Raw genomic sequence first — 18,788 nt, 5'->3', positions numbered from 1 at the left:
GACCCCTTTTTATCAGTGCTGGATGCGTGCATCAAAAGCTGCTCCGGCTTATCGATCGTTTTCACCGCCTTCGGACCAGCCCCAACGCCGGTCCGCTTAGCGAAGTCATGCCCGCGCGATCGCGCGACGGGGCGGAAGGTCGTCCGGCAATGTCGAGAAGGTCACGCCATGGCCAAACGCACCCATGACACTGCAAGTCATCGCAGCATTCCGGGCACCGCGATCCAATGCGCGCGTAATGTCGGACAAAACTGCCCACTCCAGAAGAAACCCGGTCACGAAACCGTCACCCGCACCGAGCGTGTCGACAACAGAAGCAGGCTTGGTTGCGGCAGCGTGCAAGCGTCCATCATGAAGCGCCAGCGATCCTTGCGCGCCGCGTGTCCCGACCACCGTTTTGCAACCGGCGTCGGCCCACCGCCGCAAAGCGAGCTCGCAGTCACTCAGCGCCATCGAACCCAGAGACAGGAAGGCAATATCGACATGACGAGCCATCCGGTCGCGGTGTTCATCGGTCCATCGGTTGGAGAAATCGTAGGAAAGCAGCGAGGCGCAGTCAGCCATCGCCGCGACATGCTGGTCAAGCCCGCTGTGAATACTGGTATGAACGACATTGAAGGACGACATATAGCGATAATCGTCTTCCGTGAGCGCAAAGTCGCCACGGACACCCGGCCTGGAGCCGAGAAACATTCGATCCCCGTGATCGTGGCCGATAAGAGCACAGGCATTAGGGCCTTCAGCGCGTCGGCAATGGGAGAGATCGACGCCTTCTTCGGCAAGGGCGCTGTAGATCAGGCTGCCATACCGATCGAAGGAAAGACACCCGAGATAAGCAGCAGCGGCGCCAAGGCGTGCCCACATCGCCGCCACGTTGACCGTGTTTCCGCCAGGAAACATCCAGCCCTTGTCGACATAGACATCGACAGTGTTGTCACCAATTCCCAGAAGCGAAGGCACACCGTCTCGCATGAAGGCATCCATCCTCTTACCTCAGCGGTCAATCTGGTCCAGTTACTAGCGATCCAGATTAATTACGACACCTAACTTGGTATATTCAAATTTAAGCCAGATCAAGATCAAAACTCACCGGTTCGACGGTCGGCGGCCCAGGCCCGCATGCAAATCAAAGACGTGTCGGCCGCGCGAGGCGGCCGACACCCATATTAATCAGTATTCCATCTTCCACATGTAGCGACGAACGGTCAGCGGGTGGCCGCGGCGCTCCGCAAGTTCGACTGCATAGATGCGCATGAGCGGCTGGAAGATAAGCGGGGTGATATATTCCGCGACATCCGGATCGACGCCGGACATGTCGATTTTGGCGGCATCAAGGACAAGGACATTCCTGGAATATTTCTCGGCAAACCGATGGGCGCGCTCGTCCATCTGTCGCGTCGGGCCAAGCCCGACCAGAAGCAGAATGGGGGTGTCAAAATCGGTGATTTCGAACGGCCCGTGGAAATATTCGCCGGAATGGATCGCCTGCGAGTTGATCCACTGCATTTCCTGGAGAATGCAGATGGAGAAGGAATACGCAACACCCCAGTTGGAGCCGGAAGCCATCGTGTAGATCGTTGCTTCGCGCTTGTTGCGTTCTGCCCATTCGCGAGCAACCTCGGCATGGGCCGTTTGCGCGGCCGCGGCGATGTCTCCGACTTTTCCCAAGGCGGAAAGAAGCGCGGTAGCCTTCGGTGAATTCTCACGGGCGTGAACGATGCCGAACGCGATCCGCAGTATAATTCCCGAGGGTGCATCCTGGTTACCGATAAGCGGGGTCGACACATAGGGAACGGTGGAATTGGCAACCTGCGCGAGCTCGGATTCCGGCTTCGTCGTGAGGCCGATCGTGTAGGCGCCCTTCTTTCGGGCAAAGGCTGCGGCCGCTACAGTTTCCGGAGTATTGCCCGAACTGGAGCACAGGATGACGACGCTCGAAGCGTTGAGGCGAACCGGGTTCCGCGCAATGAATTCGGCCGAATTGTAGGTTTCTGCGACGATGGTCGACGAATTCCGGTCTACAGCGTATTTCGGCAAGTGCATCTGCGCGAACGAGCCGCCGCAGGCGACGAAATAGATCGTTGAAACCGTTTCGCGTTCGGCGACTGCCGACAGGCAAGCTTGAATGGCAGTCTCTATCTGGCTTGGTTGCATTGTTCGACCTGTTGGTTAGAGGCGATCGTTTGTTGGAATGCGCTATTAATATACCAGATTATAATCCAGATCAACATATACTAGACCAGATTTCGTGCCATTTGCAATTTATTGACATCGTCGGCATCGACAACCATTGTAACAGGGTGAATCTTGACCAAACCATCGATAGGCCACCCATTGACAGCGACCGACCTGAAGCTGGCACGAAAACACAAAATCCTGAAACCCGCTGAGGGCGACTCCGCAGATCGCGGACCCTTGTTCAAACAGGTCGAGCTGCACATCAAATCGCTGCTGTCGTCATCGGAATATGGTCCCGGGGATCGTATCCCCTCAGAGCGCGACTTTGCCGAAACGCTGGGTATAAACCGAGCGACTGTCCGGCGGGCAGTCAACAATCTCATCAAGAGCGGTTTGCTGGAAGGCAGCGGCACAGGCGGTACACGCGTTGCCGCCGCCAAGGTGGCGCGCAAACTCGACATCTACCGTTCCATGGGTGTCGGCAGGGTGATTACGGAAGAAGGTGGCGTGCCAAGCAATAAGCTGCTGCATTTCCATGTCGAGAAGGCGGGTGCACGCATGGCGGAGCGCCTTCACATCGATGAGGCCGACGAGGTGACGATACTTCGCCGCCTGTGGAGCATCAACGACAAGCCGTTTTGCATCGAGAAGAGCTATCTAGTCACCAAACTGGTGCCGGATCTCACCGCCGAAGATCTCGTCGCGAGCCAGTCGCTCTACGCACTGCTGAAGAGCCGCTATGGATACGAAACCATCAATGCCGAGCGGACGATCACGATATCCTACCTCAATGATCTTGAGAGCAGGCTCTTGGACCTACCCTCCGGCTCGGCCGCCCTCTCGCTCCGTCTGAAAGTGGAAACGAGCGATGGACGAGCGATTGAGTACATGAACTCTTTGAACAATCCAAAACTAGTTGTCTTCCGAACCAACGAAAAGGAGCGATCCAGTCGATAGCCGTGTGTTTCCCCTGCAGATTGCGAACCTATACGGCAGGCAGGAGGCGGCGCCTGATTCACATACTGATCCGGGCACTGGTTGGTCACCGCCGAGATCAGGTTCCGCGACACTCCCATACCCTGGATTTCTTCGAGGTAGCCTTTGCCACAACGCGCGCAGACGCCGTCCTTGCGGAACTTATGCCAGCGCGACCTTATCTTTTCGTCGGTGAACTCCTCGACATAATATCGCCGGCACAGGATGCGGGTTTGCGGCCGCTGGAGGGAGTGAATGCGACGCAGATCTTTCCGATCTTTCACTCCGCAAGATACCATGGCCAAACCCTGTCCTTGCCGACGTCGGGGATCGCAAGATTCGGAAGCTATCGTGCATTTCAGTACGGGATGATCCGGTTGACGAAAGTCTGACCGGCGGCAGAAGCCGCCAGCAGGATCGTCGGAATCATGACCATCATGTAGCGGCTGGATCTTATTCATCCCATCCCCCTCGTTAAGGGTGCTTCGCTTCGCCGTCCAGTTCCGCTTCTGTCATGCCTAAACCTTCGAGAACCTTCTTTCGCAGATAGGCGTCTCTCGTCGGGTAGATCGTCGAGGTGCGCATCGTCGCTTCGCCCTCATGGAAACGAAGGAACTGCCCGCCTGATTTCGCCGTCACCTGGCCCCAGTGTGGTACGTCGTATCCGTTCGGGTCGCCGGTCTTGACGAAATTTGCCAGATAGGTCACGGCGATGTCCCGCACGGCGTAATCGGGGTCGGTCCATGGTAGTTGGGTGGAATTTCCTTCACGGATCGAGCCGTTGAAGTACCAGTTGTCCGCGGCATGCCAGGCCCGTCGAAAACCCTGGTCCTTTCCCGGCGGCCAGTGATCCCAATAATAGAGATAGACGTTGGCGTTGCTGTGCGACTTGGCGAACTCCGCGCCCACTCGCACATATTCGAACATATAGTCGTTGAGCATTCGCAGCGACAGACGATAGGCTTCGGTCGGATCGTCGGTTGCGTAAAGAGGAAAGACTTTCTCATCGACATTCCCGGCCTGATGGGGACGAATGGCCGAGAGCATGGCTTTCTGCTGCTCTTCCCGCGTCATCTTCAAGTCGTTCGGCCGCAGGCTGGTATATTCATCTGCCGTCTGGCCGATGATGATGTCGAGGCCATCGAAATCCCCGGGCTGCAACAGGTTGACGGAGTCCTTGGTAAAGACGTAGTCATCGATGGTGTAGAACTGGTTCGTGGCCACGGTGCCCGCCATCACCCCGAACAGGGTTTCCTTTCCGCCCTTCCATTTTTCCAGCCACGTCTCGCTGCCGATAGCCCGCAAATCGGCAAGGGTCGTCTCCTTGCCGAAGACCTTGTTCAGCGCCTCCTGATTGTCCCGCGACTTCTTGGAAAAATCGACGATCTTACCGGGCAGGAAGCCGGTGAAGCTCGACTGGATGAACGCCCGCTTGAACAAGCCCTTCGCTAAGGGTGTCCTCAGCAGTGCCACCGTGTTTTCGCCACCCGCCGACTGTCCGCCGATCGTAATGGTGCCGGAGTCGCCGCCGAAGGCGCCGATATTCGTCTGTATCCACTTCAGTGCATCGACGAGATCGAGAACGCCGAAATTACCCTTTGGCCCGTTCGGATTTTCCTTGGCCATCTCCGGCAGAGACAACCATCCGGGCGCACCCAGACGGTACTGGACAGAAACGACGACGACGCCCTTCGCGGCCAGTTGTGCTGCATAGAGATCCTTCATAGCGGCCGAACCCAACCGGTTGGCGCCGCCGTGAATGAGCATATAGACAGGCAGCCTGTCGTCGGTGTCTTGGGCCGGCGTCCAAACCGTCAGGTTCAAGCCCTTGTCGCTAATTGGCGCGTCGCTCAAATTGTTGAGATCCTGAAGTATCTGGTTGCCCCATTTGTCGGCGACCAGAACACCTTCCCAAGGCTTCACTGGCGGTGCCGGCTTCCAGCGGTTTTCTCCACCGACATCGCCGGCGAAGGGAATACCGAGGAATTGCGTCACGCCCGCCGTATCGCTCGCTACCCCTTGCACTTTTCCGCCGGTCACGGACGCCTCGGTGATCGGCGCGGCGTTCGCTGTCCCGCTCAAACCCTGCCCCAGCACCCAGACCGCGCCAAGCAGAAGGCCAACTACCGCCCTACAATGTCGAATAGGCTGTTTCAAACTTGATTTTTCATCCACGATATCCTCCCGGAATGACTTCTTTGCTGTTTCGACGGGAAACGGTACAGCGTCCTTTTCTCACGTCACCGGCACGATGCACGCCCGAAACCGGCAGCACAAACAAATCTTAAATAACACGACACGCGCCCGCAAGTTTGCGGAAGGCAAATCAGTTATACCAGCGCGGCATCGACCGGACAGGAACGAGACAACATCACCCTGTCGTATAACGATCCGCGTTATGTCGGGGCCGAATGCGGCGAATGACTGGAGAAATACGGTGTAGGGATGGCAGCCGTCAGGCGACAGCGGGTGCTGATGCGTCGCCCGTGCCGGAATGGACGCACCGCCCGCCATGCCGGTCATGCGAGGCTCCGTCTATTTCGGTCGCCTCAGCCGCGGAAGCCGCCATATATCGAACAGGCTCAGTGCAGCATCCGTGGAGTCGATTAATCTACCGTCGATGCTCTCCGGGACGCTAACGGTGAGGCTTTGATAGACGGGAGACCGGACGCACGACATAGAAAAGCGCATTGAAGAATCGGTAGGCGACCTGTTTTCCCCCCGGCACCGGTGGAGGCCTTCGTGGCGAGTTCGGTGTATTTGCCCTTGTCGAACATCAGGGCATCCGATCGAGGGAAAGCGGGCTCGAAAAATCGGAGGCGCGATACACGAGCCCTGCACCCCCGCCAATCTTCAGGATCTCTCGTCTCGTCAACATTTCGATCTCCATTCTGAAGATCAGATGCACCTTACAGGCTCCTCCAGCAAACTTCTGTATCAGCGACGGTTTCAATCCTTCTTGATCTCCACGAGGCGCCCGTCGGTCGTGAACTCCGCCTCAAACCGCATTCCGTCCGTGCGGCGCCCCTTCATCTCGATGCGGTCGTCATCATCGAACTCCACCTTCCACAACAGGGCATCCGCGGGATAGGAAGGGCTGGCGCGAACCGCGGCGGGAATGAGCGACTCCACCGCTTTCGCCTTGAACCCGGTATGGTCGTCGCTTTCCACTTCTTCAAGCGCTCGTCGGCGATCGAAATCGACTTTCACCCAGCTTCCGTCCGGTAGCTTGCCGCGGACGTGCTCACCGTGGCCGGGATTGTTGTAGACGTCGATATCGGAAAGACCGAGCTGGCGTACAATTGCAGCCGCCTGGGCCGACAGGTTGCCCCCGACTGTCTCCTGCGCGGCAAGCATTTGCGGCGTCATCATGACGAACAGGACGGCTAGGCCGGAGAGGTAGCGACGCATCATAGTGTTCCTTTTTTGAATTGACCGAGGCAGTCCGTGACTAACCCACCGGTTAGAACCTGGCACTGCCCGAGGCTGGCGAGGATATAGAACGTGGAAGAGATTTATCTTGAGGCAACTGTTCAGGTGGCCGCACCCCCGATGGAAGCACATGTTGCCAGCAGCCTGTTTTCAGAAGCGAAGAGCCTGCTTTAGACAGAGGCGCTCTTATGGATTGATGCACGAAGCGACCCCGCGTCAAAAACCGGTCGCCTTCCGGAAGCTTTCCAGGCGCGCGATCGCTGCGGAAAATCCCTTGAGCGATGTCGGGAAAGTCAGGTTTTGACCTCTCGTGTAGTGAACGCCGGAAACCTTGAGGATTTGAGCTTTGGTCATTGCGTTCATGTCCTGACCTGAGAGCATGATCGAGGTGAGGCATCCATCGCTGACACAGGTGTCGAAGTCCAACCGCCGTTCATCCGGTTCATCGTCGAGCTGCAGACGGATACCCTCGGAAAGCTTCATGCCGAACGGTACGAGAACCTGTATGCGTATAGCGCCATTCCTAGCAAGAAATACCTCCATGGCAAAGGCGGCGGTACCGTTCTTCTGATCATATTGAAACTGACCCACGGCGCATTTTACCGCTGTCTGCTCTGCCTTGCATTCCAACGCCCAATCCCCGTAGGTTTCCTTGAGAGAATCTGCGCCCTGGGGCAGAATGGGCAAAACCTCCATTGCTCCGGATTGTGAGCCACCCACGCCGTCGGTCTCGACTGAAGTCTGCGCAAGGATCCCGGGGCTGAGGTCGGCGACTTTACCGTAGACTGCTGAAGCGATCGAAGGCTGGACGGCAAGTCCTTGAAGCGGGAGCAGAACCGCCATCATCTGGGCTGCTATTCGAAATCGGGCGTGTTTGTTCATCAAGGTTTCCGTTTCAAGCAGGCTTGATTTGTGGCATGGGTTATCACTGGCGGTATTGGCGGGGGCACGCGCGACGCCTTGGCGAGACCTATTGCCGAGAGATTAAGCAACATCTACAAGACGTACGCTTCGCATGTGTTCTTCATGCGGCCGGGACATGTCTATCGGTTTCGCAAAGCCCTTTTTTGTAAACAAATAATGCAAATCTTTGCTATCGTGCCCGATTGACAAAACCTTCTTCTTTGACAGCACCGTTGAAAGTGCCGGGTAAGTTGCGTTATCGGACGGCTTTGCTGGATACTTATTGGAAAAACTGGCCGATCCGACTATACGCCTCGCTGCAGCGTCCGCGGTGCCGAGTGCACGCGCACCGCAATGCCTATTAGAACGTCTTGATCAACGATAGTTTGAAATAACGACCGGGTTCGGAATAGAACGACTGGTTCGTGGATGTGATCGAGGTCACGTCCTTTGTCTCGAGCGCATCGTAATATTCCTTGTCGAAAAGATTGTAGATTCCTGCTTGCAGGCGTACTCCGTTCAGTTGTTCGGGTGCCCACCATCCCGTCAGATTGACAATCCCATAGCCCGGAGCCTTGAAGCTTGCGGTCGAGTCACTCGCGACACCCTTGACGCCGATCCAGTCAGCGCCAAGCCCCCAGGTTTCCCTGGAATAGGCGATGCCGACGATGGCCTTGAGCGGCGGAACCGATGCCAGCACCTCTCCGCTATCCAAATCTTCCCCTTTCGCATAGGCAAGCGAGGCCCGAAGGCTGAAGCCGTTATCAAATGCCTTATGCGCCTGTGCCTCCAGGCCATAGATACGCACCCGGTTTCGATTGTAATAACGGTATGTACCGTAAGAATAGCCGGACTCCGCGGTCAGTGAGGTGTCGATGAAGTTACGATACCGGTTATAAAAAGCGGATAAACGGCCGCCAAACTCTTCGTCCCCAAGGTTGGCGCCGACTTCAAAGCCGTTTCCGATCTCCGTTTCCAGGTCAGGATTGCCGATCGTCCTGTAGTAGGGCGCATTATCGTAATTGCCATAAAGCTGGGCAACGGTTGGAGCCTTGAATGCCATCGCCCATTGCGCAAACAAGGTTACCTCCGGATGCAATTCGTATTCCGCCCTCAGCTTCGGAGAGAAGCCGAAGTCGCTCACCGCATCCGGCAAGCCATCGTAACCATCGTTGGCTTCATATTCTGCCGAAGACTGCGGCCGGTAGTCGAAGAAGTCGAACCGCATCCCTGGTGTGAGAGACAGGCCGCTATCACCGATTTCAATCCGGTCGTCCAGATAGGCACCGAACCTGACACCCTGGACGTCAGGCGTGTCGGATTGATTGGTATGGTAATAGGCGCAGGCGCTGACATAGTTGGTCGAGCAACTGTCGATGCCGGTCGTATATTGGTGGGTCCAGAAGAAGGATGCATCGATCCCAACCCTCACGTCGTGGCGCAAAGAGCCGGTTTCATAAAGACCGCTTGCCGTTCCCGTAAAGCCGACGGAGCTTTCCTCAGTGTCCGAGGTTCTGCCATAGTCGCCGACCGGGTTGGTCGTCCGGTAGGCGAGATAACCTTCCTCCTTCTGCAATTTCTGGTAATAGAGGGATGCCTTGATATCCCGGATCAGGGCATCTTCCGAAATGGCATCGTACTTGTAATCCAAAGACATGCGGCGGCGGGTCGTCTCGGTATGATAGTCATACGATGTATAGGTCGATGAATAGGAGGAGCGTTTATCGGTATCTTTTTCGGTGTGATACTGTTCTGCGGTGAGGCCGATCTGATGACCACCCTCTATGTCATGACGAAGTTTGAAGAGAACGTTTGTCGTATGGTAGTCCGCCGGATCGGCAACCGTGCGGCTGCTGCCGGTGATATCGCTGGAACCCTGGGTTTCTTTCTCGTGCCCCTTCTTGTAACTGCCCTGGAACAGGATCGAGGTATTGTTAATCCGTTTGGCGACCGCCGCGGAGCCGTAAACAGACCGGTCGGAGCCGTCATATCCCGATTTGACGAAACCTCCCCAATCCTTGCCTGGCTTGATCAGATCTTCTGCCTCAATCGTTCTGAGCACGACACCGCCGCCAAGGGCTCCCGATCCCGCGCGGCTGGAATCGGCGCCGCGCAGAATGCTGACACTTGCGAGAGAGGTGAAGTCGTAGGTATCGGCTCCCCCGTCTGCGTTCCAGACCATGTCCGGCAGGTAAGGAATGGATATCCCGTCTACGGTCGTTACCACACGATCATCTTCCAGCCCGCGAATATTGACGCTCTTGCTGGCGGAGACGTAACTGACGCCGGGCTCGGTTGTGTTGCCGAGATCGTCGAGGTTCTGAATATCCTTCTCATTGATCGTCTTTTTGCCCGTCGTCGTCGCAAGGGGCGTATCGGCTATGGTCCCCTTGGCAGGATCGTTATCCCCCCTTCTGACACGATTACCCTTGACGACGATCGGCTTCAAAACGGTCTCCTCATCTGAGGAAGCTGCCTGTTGAGCGATGGTGAGGCTGGGTGACAATAAAAGAGCAAGTGCCCAGCAGGTCAGCAGTCTCGAACGAGACTTTTGGATCGACATGGGATTTCCTTTCGGACGTCAGGAGATTGCGTTTCGAGAGACCACGATAGGGCTGAGGTTTAACAGATGCGTCGCTGCAGCGCGGCCCCTGAAAAAGCTACGAAAACATGACTTAGAACCTCAAGATATAAATCGCCGCAGAAATATTAGGAAATATTTCCTGATCCTGTCTGTTGCGGAGGCGCAACATGCCCGCTACGTGCAGATGAAAATATCGGGGCACTCCCGTAATCTGCGAGACGATCGATATTCAAATCGGCATCGCCGCAAGCCGTTTTCATGAGGCACACAGTACAATGTTCTGAAAGATCTTTTCGCAGAATCCCGTCACTGGTGGTCAACAGTCGGCCGGGGGGCATGCCTGTACAGGTAGGAATATTGCGCAGGAAATCAGCCTTTAAATTCACTCTTTCGCGATAACCCTGGAAGCCGCTGATGACAGTCACCCGCCCCACGATATTACCAATCTTGGCTTGCTTCTGAGCGATTCATGGCGGGAGTTTCGCGGCACCCCGATCCTTGTGATGGCCGCGACATTGACCGGTTCGTCCGGTTTTCACTTCTTTTTCCAAGGTGCCCTCAACGACTCTGCCAAAGCGCATGGAAGATGTCTGAGCCAAAGGAGTTCCATACCACTCCAACCCGGCATGACAGATGCCAGCGCGGCAATACGCTGCGCTGGGGTGTATTGTCCTGGTACTTGTGGCTCTCCGAAACGGAATTTATTGTACCGCTCGCTTTGAGGCTAGTGTTGCATCACATAATCCAGTTCACGGCTTTTCCGAAAGCTCTTGCGCTGTATGCCTTACCTTTCAAGACGATTTCTTAGCTACGACTTCTATTTCTATCTGCTCCCTGCGAAACGGCCGCTTGAGGAGCTTCTCGAAGTCATCGACGAAGGTGAAGATGACGGGGATGACGAGCAGGCTGAGGAAGGTGGAGGTGAGCAGCCCACCGATGACAACGATCGCCATCGGCTGCCGGAAACTTCCGTCGCCGCCGGTAAGGCTCAAGGCCACCGGCAGCATCCCGCATCCCATCGCGATCGTCGTCATCACGATTGGACGCGCTCGCTTGTGGCAGGCGTCGACGAGGGCATCGAAACGCGACATGCCACCACGCCTTGCCATAATGGCGTATTCGACCAAAAGAATAGAATTCTTGGTTACGACGCCCATCAGCATCAGCAATCCGATCACCGCCGACATGGAGAAACTCGTACTGGTGATGACGAGCGGCAGAAGGGCTCCGCCAAGCGACAGTGGTAAAGCCATGAGGATCGTCACGGGCTGCAGGAAATCATGGAAGAGCAGGACCAGGACGGCATAGATGCAGAAGACGCCGATCGCCATGGCGATCCCGAAGCTCTCGAACAGTTCGGAGCTGCGCTGCAGCTCACCCTGTTCGACGAGCCGAACGCCCTGTGGAAGGTTCTTGAGCGCGGGCAGCGCCTGGGCTTCCCGGTTGACGTCGCCAAGGATGCGGCCGTTGAGTTCGACCGAGAGGGTGATGTTTCGCGAACGGTCGATGCGATCTATCTGGGATGGGCTGCCGCCGATGCGAATGTCTGCGATGGAGCCGAGATCGACGTTGCCGTTCGTGCCGCTCACGCGGAGGCTGGCGATGTCGTCCAGGGTCGTCCGGTTGTCGGGATCCAGGCGCACACGGATGGAAACCTGCCGCTGCGGCAGATTGAGCTTCGCCATCGACGAGGAATAATCGCCGTTGGTGGCCACGCGAACCGCTTCGGAAACCGCCTCGGACGTGACGCCGAGCGCTGCCGCACGCGTAAAATCGGGCACGATCTGAATTTCGGGCGCCTGAAGCGATGCGCTGGAGGTGACGGCGCCGATGCCCTGTAGCGTGCGCAACTGTTCTTCCAACGCGCTGCCAGCCTGATCGAGAGCATCGGTATCGTCGCTGGCAAGCGTGATTTCGAGCGTCGTCCCGTTGCCACCGGTACCAACCTCGACCCTAACGCCCGGCAGTACGGCGAGCGCCTCGCGGATATCGTTTTCGATCTCGGACTGCTTGCGGTCGCGGTCGCCGATCGCAGTCAGGTTGACGACGAGCGTCGCCGAAGTAACGTCACTTGTCGTCGATGAGTCCATCCCGGCGCCGGACGAGGCACTTCCAACCGCCGAAAACACGCGGGTAACATCCGGCAGCTTGGCGATGATGTCCGCGGCACGCCGCGTCGCCGCGTCCGTCTGCTCAATCGTGCTGCCGGGTGGCAGTGAGAGGGTGACTTTCGTCTGCGCGTCATCGGAGGCCGGCAGGAACCCCGAACTCAGCAGCGGGATCGTCGAGAGCGAGAGGCCGAGGAACACGCAGACGCCAAGAACCGTCAGCTTCCGGTGACCGAGGCAGACTTTCATCACCGCCATATAGGTCCGCATGATGCGGCCGTCCTCCGTCTCCTTCGTCGGATGGGCTTTCATCATATAGGCGGCCATCATTGGGGTGAGCAGACGGGCGACGAGAAGCGAGGCCAGCACCGCCACCGCGGCGGTGACGCCGAACTGGCGGAAGATGAGGCCGGGAATACCACTCATGAAGGCGGTCGGCAGGAAGACGGCGACGAGGGTGAAGGTCGTGGCGATGACGGCAAGACCGATCTCGTCTGCGGCCTCGAGTGCCGCGTCCATCGGCGATTTGCCCATGTTGAGGTGGCGCGCGATGTTCTCGACCTCGACGATCGCATCGTCCACCAGAATGCCGACAACGAGGGAGAGCGCGAGCAGCGTCACGGTATTCAGACTGAAATCCGCGAAATACATCGCAAGGAAGGTCGGGATGACCGACAGCGGAAGGGCCACGGCCGAAAGAAAAGTCGCCCGCCAATCGCGCAGAAACAGCCAGACCACCACGACGGCAAGGATTGCGCCCTCGTAGAGCATGTGCATGGAGCCGTCGTAGTTCTCGATGATCGGACCGACGGTGCTGTAGGCCTCGACGATTTCGACATCGGGGTTGGCGGCGGCAAACGTCTTCATCGCGGCCTCGACGTCGGCGGCGACTCCTGTGTCGGAAAAGCCGTTCGAGCGCTTGACCTGCACGCCGATCACCGGCTGTCCGTCGAGATAGGCGAGCGACGTACGGTCGGAAAAACTGTCCGTGACCTCGCCGATCTCGTCGAGGCGTACAAGTTCCCCATTCGAAAGCGGGATCGCGATAGCTTTCAATTCCTCCAGCGAGGCGACGGCGCCGAGCGTTCGGATCGTCTGTCTGCTGCCGCCGATCTCGCCGCGACCGCCGGAAGTGTCCGCCTGAACCGATTTCAGGTTGGACGAGATCGTTGCCGCCGTGATCCCGAGCGACCCCATGATCTGAGGGTTGAGATCAACATGAATCTCGCGATCGATGCCACCGACCCGGCTCACCTCGCCGACACCGGAGACGGAAAGTAAAGCCTTCGTCATATCGTTGTCGACAAACCAGGAAAGTTCCGTCTCGTTGAGCCGTGTCGAACGGATGGCATAGGTGAGCAGCGGCGAACTCTGTACTGTCACCTTTGTTACGCTCGGCGACTCCATCGCCGAAGGCAGGTCCGTGGTACTGTCCACGGCATTGCGGACCTCGTTGAGCGCTTCTTCGCTGTCCTTCTCCAGTTTGAACGACACGCTGATCGACACCGAGCCGTCCGTGATGGTCGTCGTGATATGGTCGAGCAGGCTGAGCGAGGCGAGATTGTCCTCGATCTTGCGCGCGACCTCGGTCTCGAGCTGTGCCGGAGCGGCTCCTTCCAGTGAAGCTGTGATCTTGACCGTCGGCAGGTCCATGTCGGGAAAGTTCTGTACCGCAAGCCGTTCGAAGGCAAGCAGGCCGCCTGCAGTCAAGAGGACGAAGAGCAGGATCGCCGGAACGGGATTGCGGATCGACCAGGCGGAGAAGTTCATTGCGCCTCTCCTTCCACCTTTACCAAGGCGTTGTCGGACAGGAATGCGCCGCCGGATATTACGACCTCGGCGGATCGGTCGAGGCCGGAAAGAACCTCTACTTCGCCATCGTTGCGGCGGCCGGTCTCGACCCTGACACGCGCGACGCGCCGATCCTGGCCGACGGTGAAGAGATAGTTGATACCGTCGCGAAACACGAGCGCCGTCTCCGGCACGGTCAGCGCGCTTGTCGTCTGAAGCTCGATCTGCCCTGACACATAGAGGCCGACGGGCGGATGATCTTCTGGCGGCAGCGACACATAGACGATCGCGCGGCCAGAGTCGGTGCTGATCGTCGGCCCCACAAGCCTTACCGTCCCCACGATGCGCCTCTTGCCCGGGCCGATGATCGCGGCGCCGAGACCTGCCTTAATCTGAGGGAGATAGCGTGCCGATACTTCTGCCTGCCATTCGACGCGCTGCTGCCGCACCAGCCGGAAGAGCTCGGTGCCGGACGAGACGACGGCGCCAAGCTGCGCCGAACGGGATGTGATCAATCCGTCATCGACCGCCATGATCGTCGTCTGGCTGACTTGAATCTTCTGGCTTTCAAGTTCAGCTTGGGCGGAATCCAGGCTGGCGACAGCGGTTTGCTCCGCGATCAGGTATTCGGTGACCTTTTCATCCGACAGCGCGCCGCTGCCTTTGACCTGGCGTGCCCGGTCCGCATTTGCCTGCGCCTTGGCGAGGTCTGCTTTTGTCGTCTCGAGTTCCGCCTCTTCTTTGCGCAGATCGGCAAGGGCTGTTTCATCTGAGAGCCTGACGAGGGGCTGGCCCTTCGAGACTACCGAGCCGACATCGGCAAGAACCTCGGTGATGCGAAGGCCGCCGATCTCCGACGCGATGATAGCCTCATGCCATGGTTTGAGCCAGCCATTCGCGGGCACGGTCTCGGCCCATTGGCGTTCCGCAGGTTTCGTGACGGCAACGGTAAGGGCAGCCACTTCACTTTGTTGCGCCCGGGCAGTTCTATCGCCACAAACAAAACCCGCCCCGGCAAGCAGGGCAGCCAGAAGATATACGGACCGCATCAATGAAGATTTCCTTGTTTTTTTGCCTGGCCTTGAGCCGGGAAAGCCATCTTGGCGTTCCAGCCTCCGCCCAAGGCTTTGTAGAGCGCGATCCAGTAGCGTACTGCATCGCGACGCGTTTCGATCAGTGTGATCTCCGCCGACTGCGCCGAGCGCCGGGCCTCCTCCCGGTCGAGCAGGCTCGCGCCGCCAGCCTTCCAGTTGGTATCGATCGAGTTGAAATAAATACGGTAATTGCGGGCCGCGGTGACTGCATCGCTAATCTGCCTACGCGTACTATCCACCCGCACAAGGGCGGTTTCGACCTCCGAAATCGCATTCAGGACACCGGATTTGTAGCTGGCGACGGCCTTGTCGTAGTCGGCGATCGCGCTCTTGACCGCCGCGCGGCGCGATCCGGCATCGAAAAGAGGGATGGAGAGTGCCGGTCCAAAGGACCATGGCAGCGATTGGCCGGTCAGCGTCGAGCTGCTGATCGTCACAGAACCGCCGAGGCTCAAACTCGGATATAGGTCTGCCTTGGCGGCGCCAATGTCGGCAATGGATGCTGCAAGCTCCAGCTCAAGAGCGCCAATATCCGGACGCTGCCGTACCGTTTGAGCCGGCACAGACGTTATCCGCAGGTTTTTCGGTGTCGGGATATCAGTCTTGCCCTTGGACAAAAGCTGCCGGACCCGCGTTTCATCGCCGCCAGTCAGTTGAGCCAGCGATTTGACCAGGAGCTCGCATTCGGCGCGCTGCGAGATCAGCGTCGACGAGGAGGAAGCAGCACTTGCCCGCGCCAACGCGAGGTCCGCACTGGATGTCAGGCCGGAAGTGGCGGCAGTTTCCGTGGCCCGGATTGTTTCCCGTTGCGAGGCAAGTTCGATGCTGTAGGACCGTTCAAGCTGCCGGCATGCCCGGTATTGTATGTAATCGTCAGCCACTTCGGCCGCGAGAGAGACGCGCGCGTCATGCCAGTTGGCAATCTGCTCGTGAACCCGAAGGCGCGCCGCTTCGCTTGTCTGCCTGTTCTTGCCGAACAGATCAATCTCCCAGGAGGCGTCGAGAGCACCGCTCGATGTGGTTGCCGCCGCAACGCGGTTGGCGGCGTCGCCATTCGTTCCGGAGCGTTCCACGGAGACCGAACCGTCGACTCCAGGGAACAGGCTCGCCCGTGAGGAGGCCAACGTCGCCCGCGCGCTTTCGATGTCGGCGGCCGCCGAAGCCAGATCCGGATTTTCCTGCTGCGCCGCGAGCAAAAGTCCGCTGAGCGACGCATCGTTAAAACTCGACCACCAGGAGACCAGATCGGACGTCCTGCCATCATGCGGGAGCGTCGCATGCCAGACATTGGCAACCTTGAGATCAGATGAACGCAGCTCCGTGAAACTGGCGCAGCCCGATACGGTCAGGCAAATTGCGACCGTGATGACTATACTGCGATGTGCCGCCGCCATTCTGGACCTTTGCGATTAACTAAACGTTTGGCGGATTTAGCCGATCAAGCGTAAGGTGCCGTCAAGATAAGGTAAAGATATGTAAATCCGATGCATCGCCGCGCGAATTTCTGTATGTGCCAGTAGCAGGAAAAATGGACGCACAAGATGGAAACTGTTCTTCTGGTCGACGACGATGTCGAACTTACGGTGTTGCTCAAGGAGTATCTCGCTGAGGAGGGTTTTGAGGTGCGGACCGCCGCCGATGGTCGTGCCGCGATTGGGATGGCATCGTCCGATGCCATAGACATCATCGTGCTCGACATCATGATGCCATACATGAACGGCATCGAGCTACTTCGGCGGATCAGGCGAACGAGTGCGGTGCCTGTCGTATTGCTGACGGCCAAGGGTGACGACGCAGACAGGATAGCCGGTCTCAACCTCGGTGCCGACGATTATGTGCCAAAACCGTGCTCTCCCGGCGAGCTTGCGGCGCGGCTGCGCGCAATCCTTCGTCGCGCCGGCCGCTCGGCACCGGCGGCGGAAGTCCTTCATGCCGGCGGCCTCGTCCTGCACCCGGCAAGCAGGTCCGCCGAATGGCGTGGCAAACCACTCGATCTCACCGGTACCGAGTTCAGCCTGCTCGAAGTACTGGCTCGTAGCGCTGGCCAACTCGTTTCGAAGCAGGATATTTCAAAACGCGCTTTTGGCCGGCCTCTGACGGCTTTTGATCGCCGCATTGATGTCCACATCAGTAGCGTACGTCACAAGCTTGGCACCAGGGAAGATGGCCAATCTTGGATTCAGTCGGTAAGGGGACAAGGATACCAGCTACTGCAGGACCGATGATGCAACAGCTGTTCCGAAAGTTCTTCATTATCATTTGGCTTACCATGGCGGGATCGATAGCAGTTCTCTTCGCGGTTTCAACCCTGTTTGAGCTCGCGCCGTTCTCGCGTGAGATCGAGCGCGGACGCCAGGCCTTCGCGCTCGACGTCGCATCGCAGCTTCTGACGCGAGACGGCAGGGATGCCGCCAGCGCCTTCACGCGGGAAGCCGCGCGCGCTCCCATGCCTGTTGACTTGTCGGTATCGCGAATTGAAATGTCCGCAGGCTGTTCCGCCGAACCGGGTGTGGACGAACGAACTATCGAAAGCGAAGGCGTCTGCTATCGTATCGCGCTTCACAGGCCAGAGCCAGGACTCGTTTCTCAAGCCTGGCCCAAGATAGCGCCCTGGATCTCCGCATTGCTCGCCGCTGCTGTCGCGGCTTACTGGCTCGCTCGCTATCTTATCCGGCCAGTCATTCATCTGCGCAGCGGGCTGCGCGCGCTTGCTTCAGGCCGCTTCGATATCCGGATCGGCGACACGATAGACGGTCGTAAGGATGAAGTTGCTGCCCTTGTGCACGATTTCGACGCCAGTGCCGAACGCCTCCAGGAGCTTCAGAGCGCCCAGGAACGCCTTTTCCATGACGTCTCGCACGAATTACGCTCACCATTGTCACGACTTCAGGCAGCGATTGGTGTGTTGCGGCAGAATCCGGCCAGGCTCGACGTCATGATGGAGCGTATGGAGCGCGAGGTCGAGCGCATCGACGGACTGGTCGACGAGATCCTCACGCTCGCCCGGCTGAGGGACAGGTCGAAGGAAAGCCTGGAGGTCCAGACGCTCGATGTCATCGATCTTCTGAACGACATCGTCGCCGATGCGGCATTCGAGGCCCAGGCGCGCGGAATTGATATAACTCACCAGGGCGCGCCATCATTCGTTGCCGAGGTCAACGGAGAATTGATCTATCGGGCGCTCGAAAACATCATCCGCAATGCCGTGAAATTTACGTTCGACTGCTCACGGGTCTCCATCCGCACGCAAGTGAAGGACGACACCCTGCACGTCCTCGTTACGGACCAAGGTCCAGGAATTCCTGCATCCGATCTCGAACGAATATTTCAGCCGTTCTGCCGCGGAAAAAACGGTATTGCCCTCGACGGCCACGGGTTAGGTCTCGCAATCACCCGGCAGGCGGTCGAACGGCACGGCGGACGTGTCACAGCTACTATCGCTGAAGGGGGCGGTTTGGCGGTTGCTTTTGAACTTCGCCGATGGAACCGCAATTCTTAGTAGAACTGTGATGGAGGTTTGACTCAGCCTGACGCGCGCCTCCATTGTGTGGGTGTCAGGGAGAACGCGGCCTTGAAAGAACGATTGAAGTGACTGATGTCGTTAAAGCCCCAGTTGATAGCTATATTGTTGATTGCCACTGAGAACTGACCCGGCGTGGCGTGATATTTCCATTGAGAATTGACCCATGTTCCAACCTTCCCTCGCATGTTTTCAGCGAGGGC

At 58.0% G+C, this 18,788-nt stretch carries 13 protein-coding genes; 3 read left to right on the top strand and 10 right to left on the bottom strand.

Going from position 1 to position 18,788, the window contains the following annotated elements; all coding sequences use genetic code 11:
- Positions 1-105: 105 nt before the first annotated feature.
- Together ACQZ5N_RS21470 and ACQZ5N_RS21465 are read right to left on the bottom strand one after the other, a co-directional pair.
- On the bottom strand, positions 106-972 hold the full coding sequence (locus ACQZ5N_RS21470; protein WP_425644185.1) for a PfkB family carbohydrate kinase: 867 nt from the start codon (positions 970-972) through the stop codon (positions 106-108).
- Positions 973-1,170: 198 nt separating this feature from the next.
- On the bottom strand, positions 1,171-2,154 hold the full coding sequence (locus ACQZ5N_RS21465; RefSeq protein WP_425644183.1) for an SIS domain-containing protein: 984 nt from the start codon (positions 2,152-2,154) through the stop codon (positions 1,171-1,173).
- A 153-nt stretch (positions 2,155-2,307) separates the two neighbouring features.
- Here ACQZ5N_RS21465 and ACQZ5N_RS21460 point away from each other — a divergent pair, with 153 nt between their 5' ends.
- A complete protein-coding gene (locus tag ACQZ5N_RS21460) occupies positions 2,308-3,135 on the top strand; it encodes a GntR family transcriptional regulator (protein ID WP_425644181.1) in 828 nt (275 codons plus the stop codon).
- A 492-nt stretch (positions 3,136-3,627) separates the two neighbouring features.
- Here the strand turns inward: ACQZ5N_RS21460 and ACQZ5N_RS21455 are convergent, their stop codons facing one another.
- The 7 genes from ACQZ5N_RS21455 to ACQZ5N_RS21425 all read right to left on the bottom strand — a co-directional run bounded on the left by ACQZ5N_RS21455 (position 3,628) and on the right by ACQZ5N_RS21425 (position 16,459).
- Complete coding sequence (locus ACQZ5N_RS21455) at positions 3,628-5,328, bottom strand: carboxylesterase/lipase family protein (RefSeq protein ID WP_448734047.1); 1,701 nt, start codon at positions 5,326-5,328, stop codon at positions 3,628-3,630.
- A gap of 774 nt (positions 5,329-6,102) precedes the next feature.
- The gene (locus ACQZ5N_RS21450; RefSeq protein ID WP_425644177.1) at positions 6,103-6,564 is read right to left on the bottom strand and encodes a hypothetical protein; all 462 of its coding nucleotides are present in this window, start codon (positions 6,562-6,564) and stop codon (positions 6,103-6,105) included.
- 237 nt (positions 6,565-6,801) lie between these two features.
- Entirely contained in the window at positions 6,802-7,467 is a 666-nt protein-coding gene (locus ACQZ5N_RS21445) for an invasion associated locus B family protein (RefSeq protein ID WP_448734046.1), read from the bottom strand.
- A gap of 382 nt (positions 7,468-7,849) precedes the next feature.
- On the bottom strand, positions 7,850-10,051 hold the full coding sequence (locus tag ACQZ5N_RS21440) for a TonB-dependent hemoglobin/transferrin/lactoferrin family receptor (RefSeq protein WP_448734045.1): 2,202 nt from the start codon (positions 10,049-10,051) through the stop codon (positions 7,850-7,852).
- An 812-nt stretch (positions 10,052-10,863) separates the two neighbouring features.
- Positions 10,864-13,950, bottom strand: coding sequence for an efflux RND transporter permease subunit (locus tag ACQZ5N_RS21435; RefSeq protein WP_425644173.1), 3,087 nt, complete (start codon positions 13,948-13,950; stop codon positions 10,864-10,866).
- Positions 13,947-15,020: an efflux RND transporter periplasmic adaptor subunit gene (locus ACQZ5N_RS21430; protein WP_448734044.1), complete on the bottom strand. Its 1,074-nt coding sequence runs from the start codon at positions 15,018-15,020 to the stop codon at positions 13,947-13,949. The genes ACQZ5N_RS21435 and ACQZ5N_RS21430 overlap by 4 nt, the downstream gene beginning before the upstream one ends.
- Complete coding sequence (locus ACQZ5N_RS21425) at positions 15,020-16,459, bottom strand: efflux transporter outer membrane subunit (protein WP_425644171.1); 1,440 nt, start codon at positions 16,457-16,459, stop codon at positions 15,020-15,022. The genes ACQZ5N_RS21430 and ACQZ5N_RS21425 overlap by 1 nt, the downstream gene beginning before the upstream one ends.
- Before the next feature lie 147 nt (positions 16,460-16,606).
- Here ACQZ5N_RS21425 and ACQZ5N_RS21420 point away from each other — a divergent pair, with 147 nt between their 5' ends.
- The gene (locus tag ACQZ5N_RS21420; protein WP_425644170.1) at positions 16,607-17,290 is read left to right on the top strand and encodes a response regulator; all 684 of its coding nucleotides are present in this window, start codon (positions 16,607-16,609) and stop codon (positions 17,288-17,290) included.
- Entirely contained in the window at positions 17,290-18,564 is a 1,275-nt protein-coding gene (locus ACQZ5N_RS21415) for a HAMP domain-containing sensor histidine kinase (protein WP_448734043.1), read from the top strand. The genes ACQZ5N_RS21420 and ACQZ5N_RS21415 overlap by 1 nt, the downstream gene beginning before the upstream one ends.
- Before the next feature lie 23 nt (positions 18,565-18,587).
- Here the strand turns inward: ACQZ5N_RS21415 and ACQZ5N_RS21410 are convergent.
- A partial coding sequence (locus ACQZ5N_RS21410; protein WP_448734042.1) for a helix-turn-helix domain-containing protein occupies positions 18,588-18,788 on the bottom strand: 201 nt, incomplete at its 5' end.

The sequence above is a fragment of the Agrobacterium sp. 22-221-1 genome, assembly GCF_053522445.1.
Note: the sequence above shows the minus strand (reverse complement) of the source record. Positions and strands in the feature narration are given on the sequence as shown.